The organism is Pseudomonas luteola NBRC 103146, from assembly GCF_002091675.1.
In the GTDB taxonomy this organism is placed as follows: Bacteria; Pseudomonadota; Gammaproteobacteria; order Pseudomonadales; family Pseudomonadaceae; genus Chryseomonas; species Chryseomonas luteola.
Genome location: NZ_BDAE01000016.1, coordinates 82,017 through 101,727 on the forward strand (window position 1 = coordinate 82,017; position 19,711 = coordinate 101,727).

General features: G+C 54.8%; 15 protein-coding genes and 1 pseudogene. 3 read left to right on the top strand and 13 right to left on the bottom strand.

All coding sequences use genetic code 11. The features are described from left to right. Positions 1-627: 627 nt before the first annotated feature. Together PLU01S_RS26665 and PLU01S_RS26670 are read right to left on the bottom strand one after the other, a co-directional pair. Positions 628-1,332 carry a methyl-accepting chemotaxis protein gene (locus PLU01S_RS26665; protein WP_376738997.1) on the bottom strand — a complete coding sequence of 235 codons (705 nt, stop codon included), beginning with the start codon at positions 1,330-1,332 and terminating at the stop codon, positions 628-630. Positions 1,333-1,482: 150 nt separating this feature from the next. Beyond that, positions 1,483-2,571, bottom strand: a pseudogene (locus tag PLU01S_RS26670) (cache domain-containing protein); the annotation flags it as partial. Positions 2,572-2,937: 366 nt separating this feature from the next. Between PLU01S_RS26670 and PLU01S_RS16940 the strand changes: the two are divergent. Beyond that, on the top strand, positions 2,938-3,207 hold the full coding sequence (locus PLU01S_RS16940; RefSeq protein ID WP_083397977.1) for a hypothetical protein: 270 nt from the start codon (positions 2,938-2,940) through the stop codon (positions 3,205-3,207). Between the two features lie 44 nt (positions 3,208-3,251). Here the strand turns inward: PLU01S_RS16940 and PLU01S_RS25760 are convergent, their stop codons facing one another. The 5 genes from PLU01S_RS25760 to PLU01S_RS16965 all read right to left on the bottom strand — a co-directional run bounded on the left by PLU01S_RS25760 (position 3,252) and on the right by PLU01S_RS16965 (position 7,479). Further along, positions 3,252-3,395 carry a hypothetical protein gene (locus PLU01S_RS25760; RefSeq protein WP_010798784.1) on the bottom strand — a complete coding sequence of 48 codons (144 nt, stop codon included), beginning with the start codon at positions 3,393-3,395 and terminating at the stop codon, positions 3,252-3,254. Between the two features lie 492 nt (positions 3,396-3,887). After that, on the bottom strand, positions 3,888-4,034 hold the full coding sequence (locus PLU01S_RS25765) for a hypothetical protein (RefSeq protein ID WP_010798786.1): 147 nt from the start codon (positions 4,032-4,034) through the stop codon (positions 3,888-3,890). 119 nt (positions 4,035-4,153) lie between these two features. Further along, on the bottom strand, positions 4,154-4,564 hold the full coding sequence (locus PLU01S_RS16950) for a carboxymuconolactone decarboxylase family protein (RefSeq protein WP_074829076.1): 411 nt from the start codon (positions 4,562-4,564) through the stop codon (positions 4,154-4,156). 32 nt (positions 4,565-4,596) lie between these two features. Next, positions 4,597-4,965 (bottom strand): MerR family transcriptional regulator, encoded by a 369-nt coding sequence (locus tag PLU01S_RS16955; RefSeq protein WP_074829079.1) that lies wholly within the window; start codon positions 4,963-4,965, stop codon positions 4,597-4,599. Positions 4,966-5,520: 555 nt separating this feature from the next. Then, entirely contained in the window at positions 5,521-7,479 is a 1,959-nt protein-coding gene (locus PLU01S_RS16965; protein WP_074829135.1) for a methyl-accepting chemotaxis protein, read from the bottom strand. A 287-nt stretch (positions 7,480-7,766) separates the two neighbouring features. Here PLU01S_RS16965 and PLU01S_RS16970 point away from each other — a divergent pair, with 287 nt between their 5' ends. Then, positions 7,767-8,192: a hypothetical protein gene (locus tag PLU01S_RS16970; RefSeq protein WP_139208908.1), complete on the top strand. Its 426-nt coding sequence runs from the start codon at positions 7,767-7,769 to the stop codon at positions 8,190-8,192. 155 nt (positions 8,193-8,347) lie between these two features. Here PLU01S_RS16970 and PLU01S_RS16975 read toward each other — a convergent pair whose 3' ends face one another. Beyond that, positions 8,348-10,225, bottom strand: a complete 1,878-nt coding sequence (locus PLU01S_RS16975) for a sigma-54-dependent Fis family transcriptional regulator (protein ID WP_139208910.1) — start codon at positions 10,223-10,225, stop codon at positions 8,348-8,350. Between the two features lie 524 nt (positions 10,226-10,749). Here PLU01S_RS16975 and PLU01S_RS16980 point away from each other — a divergent pair. Next, positions 10,750-12,585, top strand: coding sequence for an NAD(P)/FAD-dependent oxidoreductase (locus PLU01S_RS16980; RefSeq protein WP_074829085.1), 1,836 nt, complete (start codon positions 10,750-10,752; stop codon positions 12,583-12,585). Positions 12,586-12,909: 324 nt separating this feature from the next. On the opposite strand, the gene PLU01S_RS26005 is transcribed toward PLU01S_RS16980, so the two are convergent. From PLU01S_RS26005 to PLU01S_RS17005, 5 genes are all read right to left on the bottom strand, one after another. Next, entirely contained in the window at positions 12,910-16,191 is a 3,282-nt protein-coding gene (locus PLU01S_RS26005; RefSeq protein ID WP_074829088.1) for a hypothetical protein, read from the bottom strand. Between the two features lie 465 nt (positions 16,192-16,656). Further along, complete coding sequence (locus tag PLU01S_RS16990) at positions 16,657-17,814, bottom strand: glutathionylspermidine synthase family protein (RefSeq protein ID WP_074829090.1); 1,158 nt, start codon at positions 17,812-17,814, stop codon at positions 16,657-16,659. Positions 17,815-17,826: 12 nt separating this feature from the next. Continuing rightward, a complete protein-coding gene (locus PLU01S_RS16995; protein WP_010798796.1) occupies positions 17,827-18,567 on the bottom strand; it encodes a DUF1190 domain-containing protein in 741 nt (246 codons plus the stop codon). A gap of 17 nt (positions 18,568-18,584) precedes the next feature. Further along, complete coding sequence (locus PLU01S_RS17000) at positions 18,585-19,010, bottom strand: DUF350 domain-containing protein (protein WP_019364662.1); 426 nt, start codon at positions 19,008-19,010, stop codon at positions 18,585-18,587. Between the two features lie 13 nt (positions 19,011-19,023). Beyond that, complete coding sequence (locus PLU01S_RS17005) at positions 19,024-19,689, bottom strand: DUF2491 family protein (RefSeq protein ID WP_010798798.1); 666 nt, start codon at positions 19,687-19,689, stop codon at positions 19,024-19,026. Positions 19,690-19,711 lie beyond the last annotated feature (22 nt).

Consider the following 19,711-nt stretch of genomic DNA (forward strand, 5'->3'; position numbering starts at 1 on the left):
TCTCCTCTACCTATAAAGCACTACCACTTAAGACTAGAACCGCTAATCACGGAGGGGTTCCCCTAAGTCTTGTAGAGCAGGCCCAACGGTCCTGACGATACGACGCCCATGTTTCAACTAATCGTGTTACCGGTCGAAACCCAAACGCCGCCTTGCGGATAAAGGCTATGCTCATCAACTAGACGCTGAATTGAGCTATAGGAGACACAGGAAAAAAGACTTTTTTCAGGAAACCTTGCATGCGTTTGATAGGCAAAGTGACGTGCAGGAAAACAAAGCGGAACGCTCTTTTTGAATAAACGAAAGGCCGAATCGGCTATGTCCATGTCTATCTGAACGCCTGGTTCAGTACCAGGAGAAAGATCGCTCAGGATCGCAGTACAGTCATTGGATAATCAGCGCTGCAATGCGTTCTATCCGACCAAAAGGTTGAGCTGTAAGACTAGCGCATTAACCAAACCGGCTGAGCTTGTGCTTTTCATGAGCTAACTATGCGCTTTATGGCTTACGCCGGCGTTCTAGCTCGTTGCTAATAGCATTTCCGCAACGCCAGCTACGGGCTCTCACATCCATACCTGGCGGTGTCAGGAGGGGCTTGCAACTATGCGTACCCCTCCTGAAGGCTGATTACGTCCGAAATCCTCCGATCAATCCATGTAGCTCCTCAGAAAGATGCTCCAGACGTGCGGCGTCTGTACGAGCCGCTTGAGCCAACTGCTCTACCACCAGGGCGTCGTCATGAATATGCGAAATATGTCTATTGATATCTTCGGCGACCTGATGCTGCTCTTCGGCAGCCGCAGATATTTGTATGTTCTGATCGCGGATATTGTCGACCGAGCAGCGGATCTGCTCAAAGCTAACCCTGGCTAACTGAATGCGCTCGACACTGTTATGGGACATCGACAAGCTGTTTTGCATCTGTTTCGTGACTTCCTGAGTGCGTCGCGCCAGACCGCCCAAAAGCCCATCAATCTCTCCGGTTGAATCAGACGTGCGCTTGGCTAACGCTCGAACCTCATCGGCCACTACGGCAAAGCCTCTGCCCTGCTCGCCTGCTCGAGCCGCCTCGATGGCAGCGTTCAGGGCCAACAGGTTTGTCTGATCGGCAATCGAGCGGATTGTGTCGAGGATGGCATTAATGTTCTTGCTGTCCTGCTCAAGGACAAGCATCGCCTGGGTAGCCTGCGCGAGGTTGTCACTTAGTTGCGAAACACTTCCTGTAGCCTCGTCGATCTGTAGTTGACCATTATGTACCTCGCGGAAACCGGTATCTGCCGATACCGCGGCCTGACTACAAGAGCGCGCCACTTCGTTGGCTGTAGCAACCATCTCATTGAATGCAGTAGAAACAAGCTCTACGGCTTCGCGTTGCCGGCCTGCAGCATCGTTGATCTGATGCGCGACGCGTGTACTGTCGTGGGAGGCTTGCTGCAACCCTGTCGATGCACTGCTGACGCGCTGCACAAGCTGACGGATTGTGTCCAGGAACTGGTTGAACCAACGCGCAAGCAGGGCTGTTTCGTCCTTGCCACGAACGGTCAAACTCCGGCTTAAATCACCCTCACCCTGTGCAATGCCCTCCAGCCCATCGGCTACGCTGCGGATTGGCTTTGCAATCAAACCGGCGAAGCTGGCGCCCACCAGAGCAAAGATAATAACCAAAACCGTAGCGATCAAAGCGATCTGCCAAGTAAGGCTCGACGTTCTAGCCATCACCTCGTCGCGCTGAATCAACCCGATGAAGCGCCAGCCCAGGTCTGGCGAAGACCAGACATTTGCCATGTACTGCACACCATCAAGTTCAACCTGCTGCAGTCCACTCGTAGCGCTCGCCAAGCGAGCGTATTCATTACCTAAATCCTTTAGCGACTTAAAGTTATGCTCTGCATGGCTGGGATCGACCAGTACGTTACCATTGTCTTCGACCAGCATAAGGTAGCCGCTATCACCCAACTTGATCTGCTTAACCAGGTCGGTCAGCTGCTTGAGCGAGACATCCAGCCCAAGCACGCCAACTGGCCTGCCCTGAGCATCGTCTATGGTGCGTACGGTTCCCATTAGCACCACATCGTCAGGTGCCCAGTAATACGCTGATGTCCGTACCGTTTTGCCCGGATTATCCATGGCGGTCTTATACCAGGGTCGTACCCGTGGATCGTAATTGCTGAGCTTAGGATCGTCCGGCCATAGTGCATAGCCGCCATCAGTCTGCCCTACTGACAAATAGGCCGTAGCGGGATGCGTAGTGGCAAATCGAGTAAAAAGATCAAGCATTACCGCGTTGCTGCTGGGTGTTGGCAGTTGATCAGCATTAGGCTGCATATAACGTTTGAGTGGCTCTGTATTTGTCACAGCGGGCAGCTTGGCGAGATACTCAACGTTCTGGCTGATGCCGGCAAAAAATTGCTGCATAGCATTGTCGATCTGGCGAATTTCACGACTACTGCTATCAATGAAGTCGTCCTGAGCCTGGCTGCGCAGGTTCATAGCCACAACGACCGCTATCAGAAGCACAGGTGTACAGGCAATGGCCGCAAATGCGCAGGTAAGTTTTTGTTTGATATTCATAACGGCCTTGCTCCAGCGAAAGCAATAGGTGGTATTTGCCAATCAAGGTGGGGCAAAGGAGTAATGAAAGACTCGATTGGTATGAAAGTTATCTGCTAGAAGCTTGATAGCTGTAGGCCTAACAACGTTTTTAAACGTGTGCAAATGCAACCTTGAGGTCAATGAGAAAACCAAGCTATCTCGAGAACAGTATCGATAATTAGAAAGATAGCTTTGCAATATTTTTAGTAGTACCCCACTAGTTCAGCTAAATCGTTTTAGTCTGTACATTTAAATGTTTGGCGCCAAGGGTTACCGCAGAGCGCTAATTACGCAGCGCAAATGAACACTCTAACCATGACGGATTGGAATTGAAGCCTGAAAACCATGTCTATCAACATGCATCTTCTTCTTGAGGACGACGGTATGGATGGGCACGAAAAGTATGAAGCACTGACGGGCAAGTCGTGGACGGCAGCTGTGACAGAGTGGAATCAACTTGAGCAACGGGTACAAGAAGCAGCCACTCAATATCTCGAATGCGCAGCACCTCATCAATCGGATGAACGGAAACAGCTCGAAACGGCCTTGAGATCACGACACAGCGAAGCGGACGCGTACTGGAAAAAGATGTGGGAAGATCTTGATCGCTGTTAGCAAAAAACCCGGTCATATAACCGGGCTTTTATCCGAGTATTCGACTACAAGGGACGATTTACATCATCATCATCCAAAGTATCGTCTGGCATAGCGGGATCAACCACATCGCCACCAATACCTGTATCGTCTGGTTTAAGCGGATCAGGGCTTTGCGCTGTTAGTGGAGCGTGCTCATACGTAGCCATGGTGCATCTCCTTTCTTATAAGGCCAAAGCGGCCTTGTAACTTAGAGACATCAAATCAAGAAATGTTCGCACCACCGTTTCCGCTCGTCTAATTAGCTGAACAATAAAAAGCTCGGCATAAAACCGAGCGTTCATCTACGCAGATCAGTCCAGCAGACTATAGGTAATCGTCGCTAAACATAAAAAGGTCAGAATCCCAATTCCCAGCGCTATAGGCATACACATCATCCCAAAGGACAGGTATTCAAGCAGCCAACCCATAATGCCAAACAAAAGAAAAAGAACAGCTGCACCTACCGCTAATGCGGTTCCTTGTCTTACCAAGAAACCACCGCCTGACCTGACCATAATGATGCCTCTGCAGGAGCAGCGATTGCTGCTGCGCAGAGATATCATGTTGTGACAGGATTCACATCAAATACTGTATTAACAATCCGACCGTTAATCTGATACCTCAAGCCTTGCATTGGCAGGACTTGAGGTAACCCTCTATCAGATGCCACCTTCTTCATCGGCCTCGTCAGGTGCTTGGTCAGGGTCCAGTGGTGCCATCTCGTCATCGTTCGCACCTACTTCATCACCCGGACCTAATGGATCAGAGCCCTGCATCCGCCATGTGTCGATTGGTTGAGTATTCATATACACCTCGAGTGAGGTCCTAAATGACCCTATCGTTGGACAACACGTGCGGAGCTTCATCAAACTCATGAAACGCCTTGAATCAAACAATCTTTATGAATATCTAGGCCTTGGCGGCCTTACTGCTTTGGTTCCGCTACTGGTTGATCCAAAGTATCTAGCGATGCAAAGACCTCTCGGGCTGCGAACAGTCCGTTCAACGCCGCTGGGAAGCCTGCATAGACCGCCATCTGGATAATGGTTTCAATGACTTCTTCACGCGAAACACCTACATTCAGCGCGCCCTGGATATGTACCTTGAGTTGAGGCGCTGCATTCCCCATGGCCGTGAGCGCCGCCACCACTGCAATTTCTCGACTTTTAAGGTCAAGACCGGGACGAGAGTAGATGTCTCCAAACGGAAACTCGATTAGATAGCGTGCAAAGTCCGGAGCGATGTCAGCAAGACTAGCAACGACGCGCTCGCCTATCTCACCATCGATTTCCTTTAACTTCCCAAGTCCGCGTTCATAGCGCGTTGCAGTGTTCATCAGGCGTCTCTCCATGGTAGCTAAGGGTTATGTCAGGAATGCTCCAGCGCCTGGTAGTGCTCGACCTTGGCTTGCAGGGCATCGGCAGACTTTTTCATGGCCTCGATCTGGGCAAGTACCTCCGCTAGGTGATCCTCCAGCAAGCGACGGCGCTCGGATACGGTTGAGTCTCCAACAGCACGCAACTTTGCGAAGGCCAGCATTTTTCCGATAGGCATCTGGGTGGTACGCAGCCTTAGAAGAAAACTGATCCAGGCCATGTCTGATGCTGAGTAACGCCGTTGGCCGCCAGGGGCTCGGCCAACAGGCGCAATCAACCCGATACGCTCGTAGTAGCGCAACGTGTGGGCCGTCAGACCAGTACGCTTGGCAACTTCATCTATCGTTAAATTCGAGTCCATGGAGAGGATCCTAGAGGTTAGAGTGTGCTCTAAGTCAAACACTTTTTTCTGCTCGCCGACACCTCTTCATGTTATGCCGCAATCGTCTGGAGACCGCTTGCTACAGACGCGGCTGCCCTATCCCTCGAAGGACTTGCGGGCCAGCCACTTGAGCTGATTACGGAGGCTGTCGTAGGAGGCGCTGCCGGCCATGTTGCCAGACATCACGGCAGTGCAGGTGCGGCGGCAGGATGCGCAGTTGGCCATCATGAGGCCACAATAAGCAGGACAAGGCCAAAGATACCCAGTCGGAACAAGAGATCCGGTGCCGCGCAGTCAGGCTCCTCTCAGGCGGCACCGGCTGATAAATAAACAATGTCGCCATAAGAGAACTGCCGGTACAGTAATCGACAGGCAGCTGATTGTCTTTTAAAGGTAACGTCTTTGATACCCGCCTGTTGAGCCTGAACGTCTGTCTTTGACAAACGTTCAGATGACTCAGACACTAGCCGGATCGGCTGATAACGATAACCAAGCGTAGCTCAGCAAAACGAGTCAATCGATTACACGTGCGGTTTACACCAACCTGAACCGACCTACCAGCTTTTGCTGGTGCTCAGCCAGACGCGCCAGCTCTAGACTGGTTGCGGCAGTCTGCTCGGCACCTGCGCTGACTTGGATAGCCACATCGTTGATCTCCACGATGTTGCGGTTGATGTCCTCCGCTACGGCGCTTTGCTCTTCCGCAGCCGCAGCAATCTGCAGGTTTCTATCGTTAATACTGGCTACGCCCTCGGCAATCCTGGTGAGCATATCACCGGCCCGCTCGATGTTGGAGGCGCCCGCGCGAGCCTTGCCTACAGTCTCCTGCATCGATTGAGTAGCGCGATCAGAGCCTGTCTGCAGGTTTGCAATCATCTGCTGAATATTGCCAGTAGACTCTTGTGTCTTTTGGGCCAGCATACGTACTTCGGAAGCCACCACCGCAAAGCCCCGACCGTGGTCGCCGGCCCGTGCCGCTTCGATGGCCGCATTGAGCGCCAGCAAATTGGTCTGGTCCGCAATGCCGCGGATCACATCAAGCACCGTGGAAATGGAGTCGCTTTCTCGCTTCAGGTCGCTGATGATGGCTGCGGTCTGATCGGCCTGCGCAGACAGTTCGCGTATGACACTGATCGTGCTTTCCACTTCACGTCGCCCCTGGCTTGTGCTCTGGTTGACCTCTTGTGACATGCTGGCGGCATCGCTGGTGCTCTGAGCCACCTCCCGCACGGTCGCGCTCATCTGGTTGATCGCAGTGACAACAAGCTCAGTACCCTGGCGCTGGCGCTCAATGCTCTTGCTGGTCTGAAGCGTGACCGCTGAGGATTCTTCCGCGGCCGTCGCAACTTGCGTGGTGGCGTTACCAATCTCCTGAATCACCTGACCCAACTCGTCAGCCATACGATTGAGGTTATGGGTAATCTCGCCAAATTCGTCCTTGCCCTTGTAATCGGATCGCGCAGTAAGATCGCGTTGCGAAAGTGCCAGCAGCGCCTTGTTCACCGCTTTAACGGCAACGCTGATGTTGCAAATGATCAGGTAGGACAGCACCGAGACGACCAACAGCGCAAGCACTGCGGCACCCAGCGTTGTCCACAGAGCGGCTGACGCATGATGCTGCGCCTTGGCTGCCAGGGCGCCCACCTGCTGTCCCAACTCTTCCTCTACTTCACCCATCAGATCGATTCGGCTCGTCGAGGTTTTGAACCATCCTTCGGCCGACACACCCAGTGACTGACCGATCGGCGTCTCGAATGCCAGACGCTGCAGACGTGCGACCTCAAGCGCGCTGGGCTGCTGCATCTTTTCATCAAGCTTGCGCACAAGCGCCTCAGACGCGTTACGTCTGAAGGCCTCGGAGTAGGCGGAAAACTCACCCAGGTTACGGCTGAAAGCTGATAGCAGATCAGAATCGAACCGATCCTGGTTGAACACGACACCTAGCATGGCCCGCTCACGACCTGCCCGCTCCTTCATCTCGATGAATTCATTAAGCGAGGATAACGCTCGGGCAAGCGATGGCTCATTCACATTGTGCTCCAGTGAATGAGTGAATCCAATCAGCGTTTGAATGATTTTGGTAAACCGCGAGCCTGATTCACGGTTGGTGATGCCCAACGTATCGATCTGGTCACGGGTGGCTTTCAAACCATCCAATCCAGCCATGGCATCGCGGATCTCACTGGCGCTTCCAGAAAGCGCGCGCAAGGCCGCCATAGCTTCATCCGTCTGCTGACGCATGCGAGGCAGCATATCCCGCATTGCATTTCCCTTGCTGCCCAGATAAACACCGCTTGCGCCGCGCTCACGCTGCAGCACAGTAATTAACTGACTTACCTTCTGGGCAACCGTGCTCGCTTCCACCGTTCGATTCATCTCCTGCAAGGTCTGGTAGCTATCAACCACCTTCGCCGTCGCGAGCCATAGGAAGCCGAGAAGTGGGCATATGAGAATCAGCAGAAGCTTGAAACCCAACGGGATGTTTCGGAGCACGATGTTCACCTCAGAGTCTGCTTCGATATCAATGGTACGAAGCTCAGTCGATTACCTACCGTCGTGCTTTTATGGCTGCACGTTAAGCAGGATGTGCGCAGCCAAAGGCTGCCCTTGCAAGGCATCACATTCTCTATCGGACCGATAGAAAAAATCTTTAGAAAGGATATGTGTCCAACCCCTATAACTTTCGGCATCTGTATCGGTAGCTAGCTTGCCCGTCTGGTTCGTGCGCGATGGTCCTGCAAGAGCTTGCATTGATGATCGGGTAAAACGATATGCTCCGCATGGCCGCCGACGAGATGACTGACCTGTTTCCCTGGAGTAAACCACCGACGATGTCGAAAGCCAGGAAAGTACTGTTGCTGCTCATGATTGTGAGCGCTGTCCTGGGTTATCTCGGGCTTCGTGCCGCTTCAACTCCGCGCGAGGCTCAAGCGGGAAATACTGATGCCGCTCAGCGGCAGCAGCAACTGATTCATGCACTGGTCTCAAACAAGAAAAGCCCTATCAAGGAAGCCCGCTGGGTTACACCGTCCCTGCTCCAGGTAAGTGTTGTCGATGATCATACCTTGCAGTTCCGGCTGGCCGAATCCGTTTGCCTGAGTGCCAAACAGTACGGTACGCCTGCAAAGCTTGTCAGAGTGGTGGATGCAACAAAACTGAGGCAAGGTGGAAAGCTGGTAGAGCTTGGGCAGGCCGCTTGTCAGTAGATAGTCTCGTGAAGGTCGTATAGACGAGAAAACCAACTCTCAAGCGCGCCCCTATTGTCACAATCGGGACACGGCGAATCTGGAATGCTGAGCCGTTTAATGTAGCCGTTAATCGGCCTGGTGCCTTCCGGTTGATGGGAGAGATGCCACCTTAATTAACGGTTGATCAGCCCGTGTTTACGGAGCTTGCGGTACAACGTATTGCGACTGATACCGAGCCGCTCAGCCACATGCCCCCGATGCCAGTGCTCAGCCTGCAAGGCTGCAACCAGGGCATCACGCTCCGCTGCCCCCAAAGGGTTACATGCATTTTCTGCAGGTGTCTCCAGCGGCAGAACGGCTGCCACATCCCTGAGGCCGATCCAGCACCCTTCGCTCAAGGCTACAAGCGTTCTCAACAGGTTTCTCAGCTGACGAATATTGCCGGGCCATGGCTGCGCCAGTAGCGCCTGCCTGGCTGCCGATTCCACTCGAATTTCTTTGCCACGAGCCTCCTCTCGGAGCAGATGATCGATCAGCTCAGCCTTGTCGCTTCGTTCTCGCAAAGGCGTCAAGGTAATCTGCAGACCGGTCAGACGGTAATAGAGATCTTCCCGAAACTGACCCGCCGCCACCAGCGCCTTGAGGTCTCGATGGCTGGCACTGATCAGGCGAATATCAAGCGGCTGTGGTACGGTACTTCCCAACGGAACGACATGACGCTCCTCTAGAACACGCAGCAGCCGGGTTTGAAGGGCAAGCGGCATATCGCCAATTTCATCAAGGAACAGGACGCCGCCATTGGCATGCTGGAGCTTGCCTGCCATGCCTTCCTTGCGTGCACCGGTAAATGTTCCGCCGCAATAACCAAACAGCTCGCTCTCGATCAGCGCCTCGGGAATGGCCGCACAGTTGATTGCGATAAATGGCTTGCCTGCACGTGAACTGGCACGGTGCAGCGCAGTAGCGAAAGCCTCCTTGCCAGTCCCGGTCTCCCCATAGAGAAGAACCGGCACATCATGCTCCAACACCTTGAGCGCCCGATCGAACGCTGCATGTAGTGCATGATCGGCGAGACATAGCCCCTCGATCTTTGCGCGGCGAACCGGCGGAGGCGTTACAACTGTACGCAGCTGTATGCCCCGTACCTGAGCATGAAGCAACACGCCGCTCAAGGTGCATATCGACCAATAGGTACTGGGTTGTGGCTGCGCATAGGCCAGGAGTTCATCGAGTCTGATGTCAAGCACGCCCTCCAGCGACTGACCCAGTAACGCCTCACGGCGGGAGGCCAGTAGGTTCAGGGCCGGCTCGTTAACTGCGGTAATCCGGCCCCCTCCATCGAATGCCAGGAGCCCCTCGCTAAGCAGACCGAGAAACTCGGGCTGGGTATGGAAGCGCAGCAGGTAGTCCTGCTTACAATGCTGCAGGAAAAAGCCATTTTCGATCAGTTTTGCCGAAAGTGTCGTGAGTGCCATCGTATGAAACTGGCTCTGCCGCGATTGCTGCTCGCGAACCGTAGAAACATTGAGTACCGCCTGGAGATTTCCGGCCGGATCAAAGACGGGCATCGCCGAGCAAGTCAAACCCGTGTGGCGACTGCGAAAGTGTTCCTCCCGAAAAATCGTGATGGGTTGGCGCTCAACCAGACAGGTACCCACCCCGTTGGTCCCCTCGATATCTTCGTTCCATACCGCACCAAGCCACAGGCCAGCACGCTCGAGCAGAACTTGCTCTGCCTCATGGAAGACGCTTTCAATCACCACGCCCTGGGCATCGGTCAACAAGATCGTGTGTCCTGCCCCGCCCAGCTGCTGGTAAAGGGTGTTCATCTGCCCACGGGCCAAGCCAAGGAGGTTACACAGCGGCTCTCGGTGATCAACCAAGCGCGGCTGCTCTATGACGCAAGGTGCCTGGGGACTGGCAGGATCCAGCTGGTAGTGCTCAAGGCAGCGCTGCCAGGAGCGTACGACAACCGGGTCTGTAGAGCCTGAAGGTAAGCTGTCTGGTGCTTTTGAAAAAGGAGGTATTGAAGTATGAGGCCTTTGGGACATTCTTGTTGTTCTCCCCTATGCAGGCGGCAAGATGCAACGTTCAGTGTAGGTCATTCAAGCCTCCAAGGCCGGTAGGCCAGAAGCGGTACAAAATGTCACCCCCTTAGGCCAGGACCGATACACGGGCTGACCTGGGATAGCCGCAACCGTATCGGCAACACCACAGCAGGTAAGCGTTTTCCAAACCTGGCCTTATCTTTGCTCCACCCTCCTATGTATTCCCCTGCACAACAACAACGATCAGGAGAGTCCATTCATGCGTTACGCCTTTTTCTGCAGCAGGAACGTTTTCGCCCTGCCATACGGTACGCCAAGGCCATCCATTATCGATTCAAGGGAGCAGCACGCTACGCCCGCTGAACAATCCCTCCTACGCCGGCGTGCCTGGTACCGGGAAGCCCTCACCCTCTTACCCGTTGCACGGTTTAACTAACCCCGTCACGACAGACCTGTTTGAGCCGACGCGGACTTGCCGACCCGGGGCGGACTGCGCACAACAACAATTAGTCCGGGAGGAGACACCTATGAATATTCATATTGATCCTACAGCCGTATCGCAAGCGCAATCCCCCACAGCCCAGCTCTCCAACTGGATAGAGCGCTTCGGCAGCCGCCTTGCTGCACGAGACATCAATGGCACACTTGAGCTGTTTGCCGATGACTGCCACTGGCGTGATCTGGTGCTGTTCAGCTGGAACCTGATTACGCTGGAGGGCAAAACCGCGATTCGTGAAATGCTTGAGGAGCGCCTCGAACAGACCCAACCTGATCACTGGACACTGGAGGGCGAGGCGACTCTAACCGACGGTGTACTCGAAGGCTGGATCCGTCTGGAAACAGACGTTGCCCGTGGTAAAGGTTATGTGCGGCTCAAAGACGGGCTGTGCTGGACACTCCTCACCACCATGCGTGAGCTCAAAGGGTTCGAGGAGCCTTCCGGGCGGCGTCGCCCCATGGGTGCAACGCATGGACATGGTTATGCCGACAAGCGCAACTGGCTGGAAAAACGCCGTGACGAGGAGGCAGCCCTGGGTATCACCGAACAACCCTATTGTCTGATCATCGGGGGTGGGCAAGGCGGTCTGGGGCTTGCCGCACGGCTCAAGCGCCTTGGCGTTCCTACCTTGATCGTCGACAAGGCTGAACGACCGGGCGATCAATGGCGTGGTCGCTACAAGTCGCTTTGCCTGCATGATCCCGTCTGGTACGACCACATGCCGTATCTGCCCTTCCCTGATCACTGGCCCGTCTTTACGCCCAAAGATCAGATCGGCGACTGGCTGGAGATGTATTCTAAAGTCATGGAGCTCAATTACTGGGCAAAGACCGAATGCGTCAAAGCCTCTTATGACGAGACTGCGCGGCAATGGACCGTAGAGGTGGTACGTGACGGCAAACCGATTACGCTTAAACCTACCCAGCTGATTCTGGCGACCGGTATGTCGGGTGTACCCAATGTTCCCGTTTACCCCGGCGCTGAAACGTTTGCCGGGCAGCAGTATCATTCCAGCCAACATCCAGGAGGCGATGCCTGGCGTGGCAAACGGGCAGTCGTTATCGGAGCCAACAACTCGGCCCACGACATTTGCGCCGATCTTGTGGAAAACGGTGCGGACGTTACCATGGTGCAGCGCTCCAGCACCCATATCGTACGCTCCGATTCGTTGATGGAAATCGTCTTCGGCCCCCTCTACTCCGAGGATGCCCTTGAGCAGGGGATCACGGCAGACAAGGCCGACATGCTGTTCGCTTCCCTGCCCTACCGTGTGCTGCCTGAATTCCATCGCAAGGCCTTCGACCGTGTTAAGGAACGAGACAAGGACTTCTATGAGCGGTTAAGCGCAGCCGGTTTCATGTTGGACTTCGGGGACGATGAATCCGGCCTCTTCCTCAAATATGTTCGCCGCGGCTCAGGCTATTACATTGATGTTGGGGCGTCGGAGCTCATCGCCAATGGCACTATCAAGCTCAAGAGCGGGAAAGGACTGGGCGTCGATCATATCGAGCCAGACGCCGTAGTCCTGACCGATGGCAGCCGATTACCGGCTGATCTTATCGTTTACGCCACCGGCTACGGCTCGATGAATGGATGGGCCGCCAAGCTGATCTCACAGGAAGTGGCTGACAAAGTAGGCCGGTGCTGGGGGCTTGGGTCAGGTACCACCAAGGACCCAGGCCCATACGAGGGAGAGCTGCGTAATATGTGGAAGCCTACCCAGCAAGACAACCTCTGGTTCCATGGGGGCAATCTCCATCAGTCCCGACATTATTCTCTGTATTTGGCTCTCCAACTCAAGGCACGCTTCGAGGGGCTGAATACCTCGGTCTACAAACTTGCGCCAAGCTACCACAAGGGCTGATCGGCTTGCGCCAATCGTTCAACATTGCGGTCTTGCATGCTTTCTCCAGGCAATGTGCAAGACCGTCTCACGATACGCCGGATATCCGTAGGGCGCTTGAAAATGCAGATCAATGCAGGTGTCCCTGTCATGCTCTTGACTAGCAGCTTGTCCGGACTGGTCGGTGCCACTTATATAGGGGGTAGATGATTAGGCCGCAGGGCATAACGCCGCTACAGGCGGGCGTCAAGTAAGACAGGCAGCAAGACGGGCCTTTCCCTGGCCCGCCTTGCTGTTTTGCTATGAGTCGCAGCTCAGTCCTTGATTCAACTCATCGCTATTCGCTTACGCCAGTTGTGTATCGAGGTTGGCACCATCCCCCTTGTAATCTTCATGCTCGACGTCGTCAAAACCGGGCGACGGCAAATGCCCTCCGTCTGCAAAGAACTCATATTCCTCTTCACGGTACTCGAAGATACTGAGATCTTCCGGTGCGTCACGCTGGCCGTAGTTGTACATGTACTCATCCAGAAACTCGAAGCGCTGTTTGCCATCGGCGGTGAGCAGGTTCTGATCATTCAGATCGTTGATCAGGCTTTGCAAATCTTCGCGATGAGCATCCATGCGGTTGTTGTGCTTGATGTCCTCGACGATCAGGAAGGGCGTCAGCGCCACTGTCAATGCTGCGCCAACCCATAGCAGCGGCCCCGCCAGGGCACGAACGGCGTTGGCTCCCATGACCGCGGCCATTTGTGCGCCGCCACCGGCAAAGTTGAAGGCGCCCGCAGCAACAGTAATAGCACCCTGCGCCACGGCGACCTTGTCATTGCTGTTAAGACCTGACTTGATCTTCAAGCCACCCAGCACAATGTCAGCGACCCCGGTGAAGGTATTAGCGCCTGCATCCATGACCCGCAGGAATGCCGAAACGCCACGGCTGGTAGGGGTGCTGCCCTTAAGCCCCGGATTTTTGGCAAAGCCGTCACGGAAGCCTTCGTTCAGCGTTGTCCATTGCTCCGGCGTCAGATCCATTTTTGCTGCCAGCTTCTGCTGATCGGGAACAGGGGCCGCATCAATCGCTGCGTTGAAGCCTTCATAGATCTTTTTCAGATCACCCTCCACAAGGCTCAGGTTTCTGCCAGAACCTTCCGGTACATCCTTACCAAAGATCTGCGGCAAGGACTTGTCCAACCCCATCATCTGGTTGATCTTGGTCCCCCAGATGCTATCGACGATATTACTGCCCAGGTTCACGAAGTGCTGCCCTGCGCCCAAAACACTGACAAAGTCCTTTGCAATCGCCAGGCGCTCCTCTGGAGTATCCGCCAGCGTGCCGCCCTTGCCTGCAATCTGGTAGATCCCGGAAGCCAGGGAAATCAGACCACCTGCAGACCCCAACGCACCGTTGCTGTTGAGCTCGGTAATGGTCTTGAGCATGCTGCCATGGGCGCCCTCACCCAAGGTCTTGTAGACGTCTTTGCTCATAACCTTGTTGATGTCATCCGCCGTCACGACCCCGTTCTTGCTAAAGGTCGCCCCCAATTCCTTGAGTGCTTCGCCAAATGCTTTTGCAGTCTGCTTGTTACCCAGGAACTCCTGTACGAAGCGCTCGGTTTCCACGGTGCGCCGCGATAGGTCGATACCGCCTTTTTTCAGTGCGGTCAGGAGCGTCTTGATGGTGTCCTGGGTAGCTAGAACTGTGTTTTCGTCGTTGATTCCCGAGGGATCGGCCAGCAGCTTGTCGAGATCAATTGTCGTGGCGTCGATCATCATGTGCTGGGAAAACTGCGCAGCCTTGTCTGGGTCGAAGGCCGCCAGCGAAGCGTAGGTCTTGCCGATGTCAGCCTCCGCCAGTTCATCCTTGCCATTCTTCTTGAGTTCGGCGATATAACGCGAGTACTCCTCGGAGAAGGCCATGGTCTCGAGTTTTTCGCGCACAGCGTCCTTGTTCGGCAGTGCGTCCAGGGCCTTACTTTGTTGAGCCTGGAAATCCTTCTGTACGCTTTCCGAGCCGAAGAGCTTGCCGACCTGTTCGTCCACCTTGGCCTTATCAATGATGGAAGACAGGTCTTTACCGCTCACCTTGGCTGTACCCTGTCCCATCGACATGTCCAGCACGACCATGTCCAACCCGTTCTCGCTGGCGCTCTGAGCACGCAAGGCGTTATAGAGCTTGGCGCGGTCATCGTCCTTGGCAATGCTGCCGTTGTCGATTCCCTTTTTCCAATCGGCGAGCAGGTTCTGCCACGTCAGTTCGCTCACGGTAAGTTTGCGGTTCTTGTCCGCTGGATCAGTTGTGGTGGTTTCCAGGTTGGCGACATCCGTTTCGGTATCTGGTGGCAGGCCTGCACTTTCGCGTGCAAAATCGATTTTCCCTTCTTCGGTAAGCTCTGGCCCCTTGAGATTGGAGAAACCGTACTTGCCAAAATCCTGAAGTCGGCCGGCTTCAGTGCCATTTTCTGCTTCGCCGCCCTTGGTGATGCCATTGATCTTGCCATCGCCAATATCGCTACCAGAAAGAACCTTGCCTTCACCGTCGTAGCGCTCGATGTGTTCGAGCACCTGTGAAGCCCGGTAGGCTGCATCGGCATCTTTTTCAAAATCGCCGACTCGCTCCTTGAGCATATCCTTGATGCCACTCTGGTTTCCCAGATTCTTGAGTAGCGGATCGCTGTCGATAATATCCTGGGCCGAGCGCTTATCGTTCGGAGGCAGCTCCCATACGATGCCTAGCTTCTCGGCCTGCTCACGGGCCTGCTTGTCACCCGCTACCGCTGCAGGGTCCTTGAGCTCACCTTTCAGGCTAGAAAAACCGTACTTACCAAAATCCTGCAGCCGACCGGCTTCAGTGCCGTGCTTCGCCTCACCACTCTTGGTAAAGCCGTTGATACTGCCATTACCCACGTCTTTTCCGGCAATCTTCTCACCAGAGGCGTCCAACGTTTCTACATGCTCCAACACTTGTGCAGCCCGGTAGGCTGCATCGGCGTCCTTTTCAAAATCACCTACCTGCTCCTTGAGCATGTCCTTCACGTTGCTCTGGTTGCCCAGGTTCTTGAGCAAGGGATTGGAATCAATAATGTCTTGCGCGGAGCGATCATCACCTTCCGGCCGCTCCCAGCGGATACCCAGCGCTTCTGCCTGCTCGCGAGCCTTGTCGTTATTACCAGCTAAAGAGACCTGATGGAGCTCGCCCTTCAAAAAAGAGAACCCATACTTGCCAAAGTCTTGTAGGCGGCCAGCTTCAGTACCGTGCTTTGCATCGCCCCCTTTGGTGAATCCATCGATTCGATCATTATCGACATTGCTGTCACCGATGATGCGATTGCCGTTTTCATCAATCTTCACTACGTGCTCAAGCACCTGAACAGCCCGATATGCGGCGTCAGCGTCCTTCTCGAAATCGCCCACCCGCTCCTTGAGTTTGTCCTTCACCCCGCTCTGGTTGCCCAGATGTTTGAGTAGCGGACTGTCGTCGATGATTTCCTGAGCCGAACGCGTATCGTCCTTAGGGCGCTCCCAGCGGATGCCGACCTCCTTGGCATCTTCCACTGCCTGATTCCAGGCTTTGTCTGACTCCGAGCCTGCTGGCGGGTTATCGTTATTACTTACAGCCTTGACGGTCATTGCCTATTCCTTCTTGTGGTGGACCAGACAAGTCAGTGACTACATGAGCTTACGTAAACAGGCCGCAAAACTCCCTACTGGTTAGACTGGGCATGGATGAGGTATGGCTATAGGGTTCGGCCTCTCACCAGGATGCTATCGTCAATACATAACGAAGCACCCGAGCCAGATGCCGACTCCGACAAACCTCGCCTATCAAAAACCTTCACGATGAAAATACAATGACACTGCTGATTGCCACGCACAGGCAATACCGCAGATAACAGCTAAGTTTCGTCGCTTAGAGAAGATTTTTAGAAGCAGGCCTGTAGGCTGAGCGCCGCAGACAGAGATGTAACAAGCAAATGATGGCCGGGGACTAACAGGCTTATCCTGCGTAACATCTGGATGGAGCCATAAAGAAGGTTCAGTGCGATACCAGCAAGCGGCGCAGTCAGTGCCACGCCGGGTGGGTTATAGCCGCTATCAACCCAATACCACGTGCGGTAAAAACCGGCTGGAGTCCTTGGTAATAAGGCTGTCATCTTCTCTGATGCCGATACCCGAAGCTACATCGGCAATCACCCAGGAGCCGATCAGGGTGTAACTGTCACCAAAGCGTGGGAGCGGTGAAAAAGCCTGGAGTATGTACGGCGCGTCCGTATAAGGACCATCTTCCCTGACAACCTGATCCTCATCGGTGCGGATTTCAATGTTGGCACCCTCCCGCGAAAAGAAGGGTTTGCGCACCCAACCTTTGGGAACCGGCTTTGCTGGATCAGCATCGACCATGCACGGCAGCAGATTGGGGTGTCCCTCGTTGAATCGCCACAACAGCGGCAGAATACCCTTGTTGCTGATCAAAGACTTCCAGGCGGGCTCCACGAACTGCGTATCACATCGTGGTACGGCTTTGCCAAACTCTTCGCTGAAGATATGCTCCCAGGCATGGAGCTTGAAGAGCCGCTCGATCCAACGTCCTTCAAGATCCACGAACCGCCCCTCAGCCGTCAGCCCGATATCCTCCACATTGATATGCCGCGCATCGATTCCGGCGTGTGCCGCCATTCGACGCAAGAAATCTGTCGTACCGCGGTCCTCGACCGAGCCCGACATGGCCGAAAAATAGAAAGCCCCACCGACAGGAAATGCAGCAAAGGCACGTACCAGGTCTTCGGCGATGGTATTGAACTGATTTGCCTCAGGCGGCAACACGCCACGGGCAATCTGATCTTCAAGCCATAACAGCTGCACGGACCCTGCTTCAAGCAACGAGGTAGGCGTATCCATGTTGGCTTCCAGCAGTTTGGCCGGCCCGCTTCCGTCGTAGGCAAAATCGAATCGCCCATACAAATGCGGGTGGCCTTCCTTCCATGAGCTGCGGACCAGATCGAAAAAGGCCGAGGGAATGGCGAGACCTTCGAGCAGCTCTTCGCTGTCGACAACCCGGTCGACAACATCCAGGCACATCTCATGCAGTTCCCGGGTTGGCTGCTCCAGATCGCGGGTGATCTGGGCCTCGGTGAACTGGTAGTAACCCCGTTCATCCCAGTAGCGCTCGCCATCGATCGTGTGAAAGTTGAAGCCTTCACGCTCTAGGGTCTCGCGCCAATCCGGGCGCTCTTCGATGCTGATCTTTTTCATGCTCGAATGTCCTTAGCTACTGCTGTATCCACCGCTGCTCTTGCCACCCCAGCCGCTACGAGCGCTGGCCTGACTGCCAAAGCCTCCGCGAGAGATGGTGGAAGATACGGCTGACCCGGATGTTCCCGAATTTCGACTCAGGCTTCTGCCCAGAGTGGATGAGGTATAGCTGTTGGTAGGACTGGTCCTGGCCTGCGTCGAACGGCTGAATGTCTTACCCTGCTCGATCTGGCGCGAAAGCGTCGAGTTGTAATAGTTGCCGCGGTTGTCACGCGCCTGGTAAATCGGCTGCGAGTAATAGTGGTTGTTACCCGAGCCACTAAGCATGTTGCCGATCAGGAGTCCCATGAGCAGGCCGTTAAGGTGACTGCCCCCACCACCTCCGCCGCCGCTTTGATTGTTCGCCTGCTCGACAGCCTGCTTGGGCAGGTCTCCGGACATGGCCAGTTCAAAGCCCCCCAGCTTGGGCATGTACTTGCCATCGGATGTCGCCTGGCAATAACCGGGTACGAAGTCGGCATCGCATGACGCTTGATCGTCGTAGGTCGGCGCGATGCGCTTGTGATCAGCCATCGCCTGCATATAGGCATCCGAACAGATATCGACCGGAACCTTGGCCTCGACGCACTGCTGCACGGAGCTGAAGTTCTGGCTGGCGCTGTAGGTGGCGGTATTCTGTGACTTGCCACAGGCGACCAGCGCCAGCGGCAGGGTACTGGCCAATACCAGCTTGACGGAACTGCGTTTTCTCATCGGTTATTCCTCCTGGCTCAGACCGACGGCGTCATGCAGGCGGAATTGATAAAACCGATACTGATTGCGACAGAGGCTGAATACACTGCCGCAGCCGTTTCACCTCGCCCGATACGAGCAGAAAGGTCCTTCACCACCAGGCTGGTGCCAAGGAAGGTCAACAGCTGAACGACCGCGGCGATGACTACCCAAACCACAAAGTCCAGAACGCTTACGCTGTAGGCAATGATATTGCTCGCTGGCAGGGCAAAACCGATCAGCGAGCCACCCAAGGCAATGGCAGCCGCGGTATTGCCCTCGCGAATGAGCGCAAATTCCTTGTGTGGTGTGAGACGGGTATAAATCAGCTGGAACAAGGCGAAGAGGATAGCGGCAACAACAATATAAATGATGAAGCCCATTACCGCGCCGGCGTTCAGGGATAGACGAAGTGCTTCAAGCATGGAGATTTCCTTATCAGAGGACCTGAAGGTCTGTAGGTTGTAGCGTTACGCCAACGGCCGTCGACAGCGAGATGACACCCTCATCATCTTCCTCGACCGACAGGAGCAGAAACTCCCGACGATTCACCAAGCCGATTTCGCGTGCGTAGAGCATGCAATTATGCCGGATTCGATAAGACTGCTCTGGACTTTTGACGTACTCAAGGAGCGGCGTCAGCTCCGTCTGGCCGTCTTCCGTCCCCCATTGGCGTTCATACTCCTCGCCGTCGAGCTCATAGAGCGGCATACCCAGCTTTGCGCCCGGCCCCGAAAGGCTTAGCAATTCGGCCTTGCTGTTGATCGTGGTGACGCTGTGATAGCCAAAAAGAATGATGTCCTGGATGTCATCATTGCTAGGGCCGTTCATGACTATCTGGAGGAAATAGTCCTCATCGTCCAGATAGAAACGCAGCAGCCGCATGGACTGGCCAAGGTCGATATTACCCACCGCCCAGACCTTTTCATCCCCTGGCAGGGTAACGTGCGAGTGCCCGTCGAGCAGTAGCTTCAGGGATTTGTCCAGGCATATCATCCGCTCCCGGGTCAGCCCCAGCGGGCTGGCGTTGGTGATAGGTGCAGAACCTGCCCTTTCCTTAGGGAGCGGCGCCTCCATGCCTAGCGCCCTCTTGATCCAACTCATAAAGCACCTCCTGTTTCTTTAT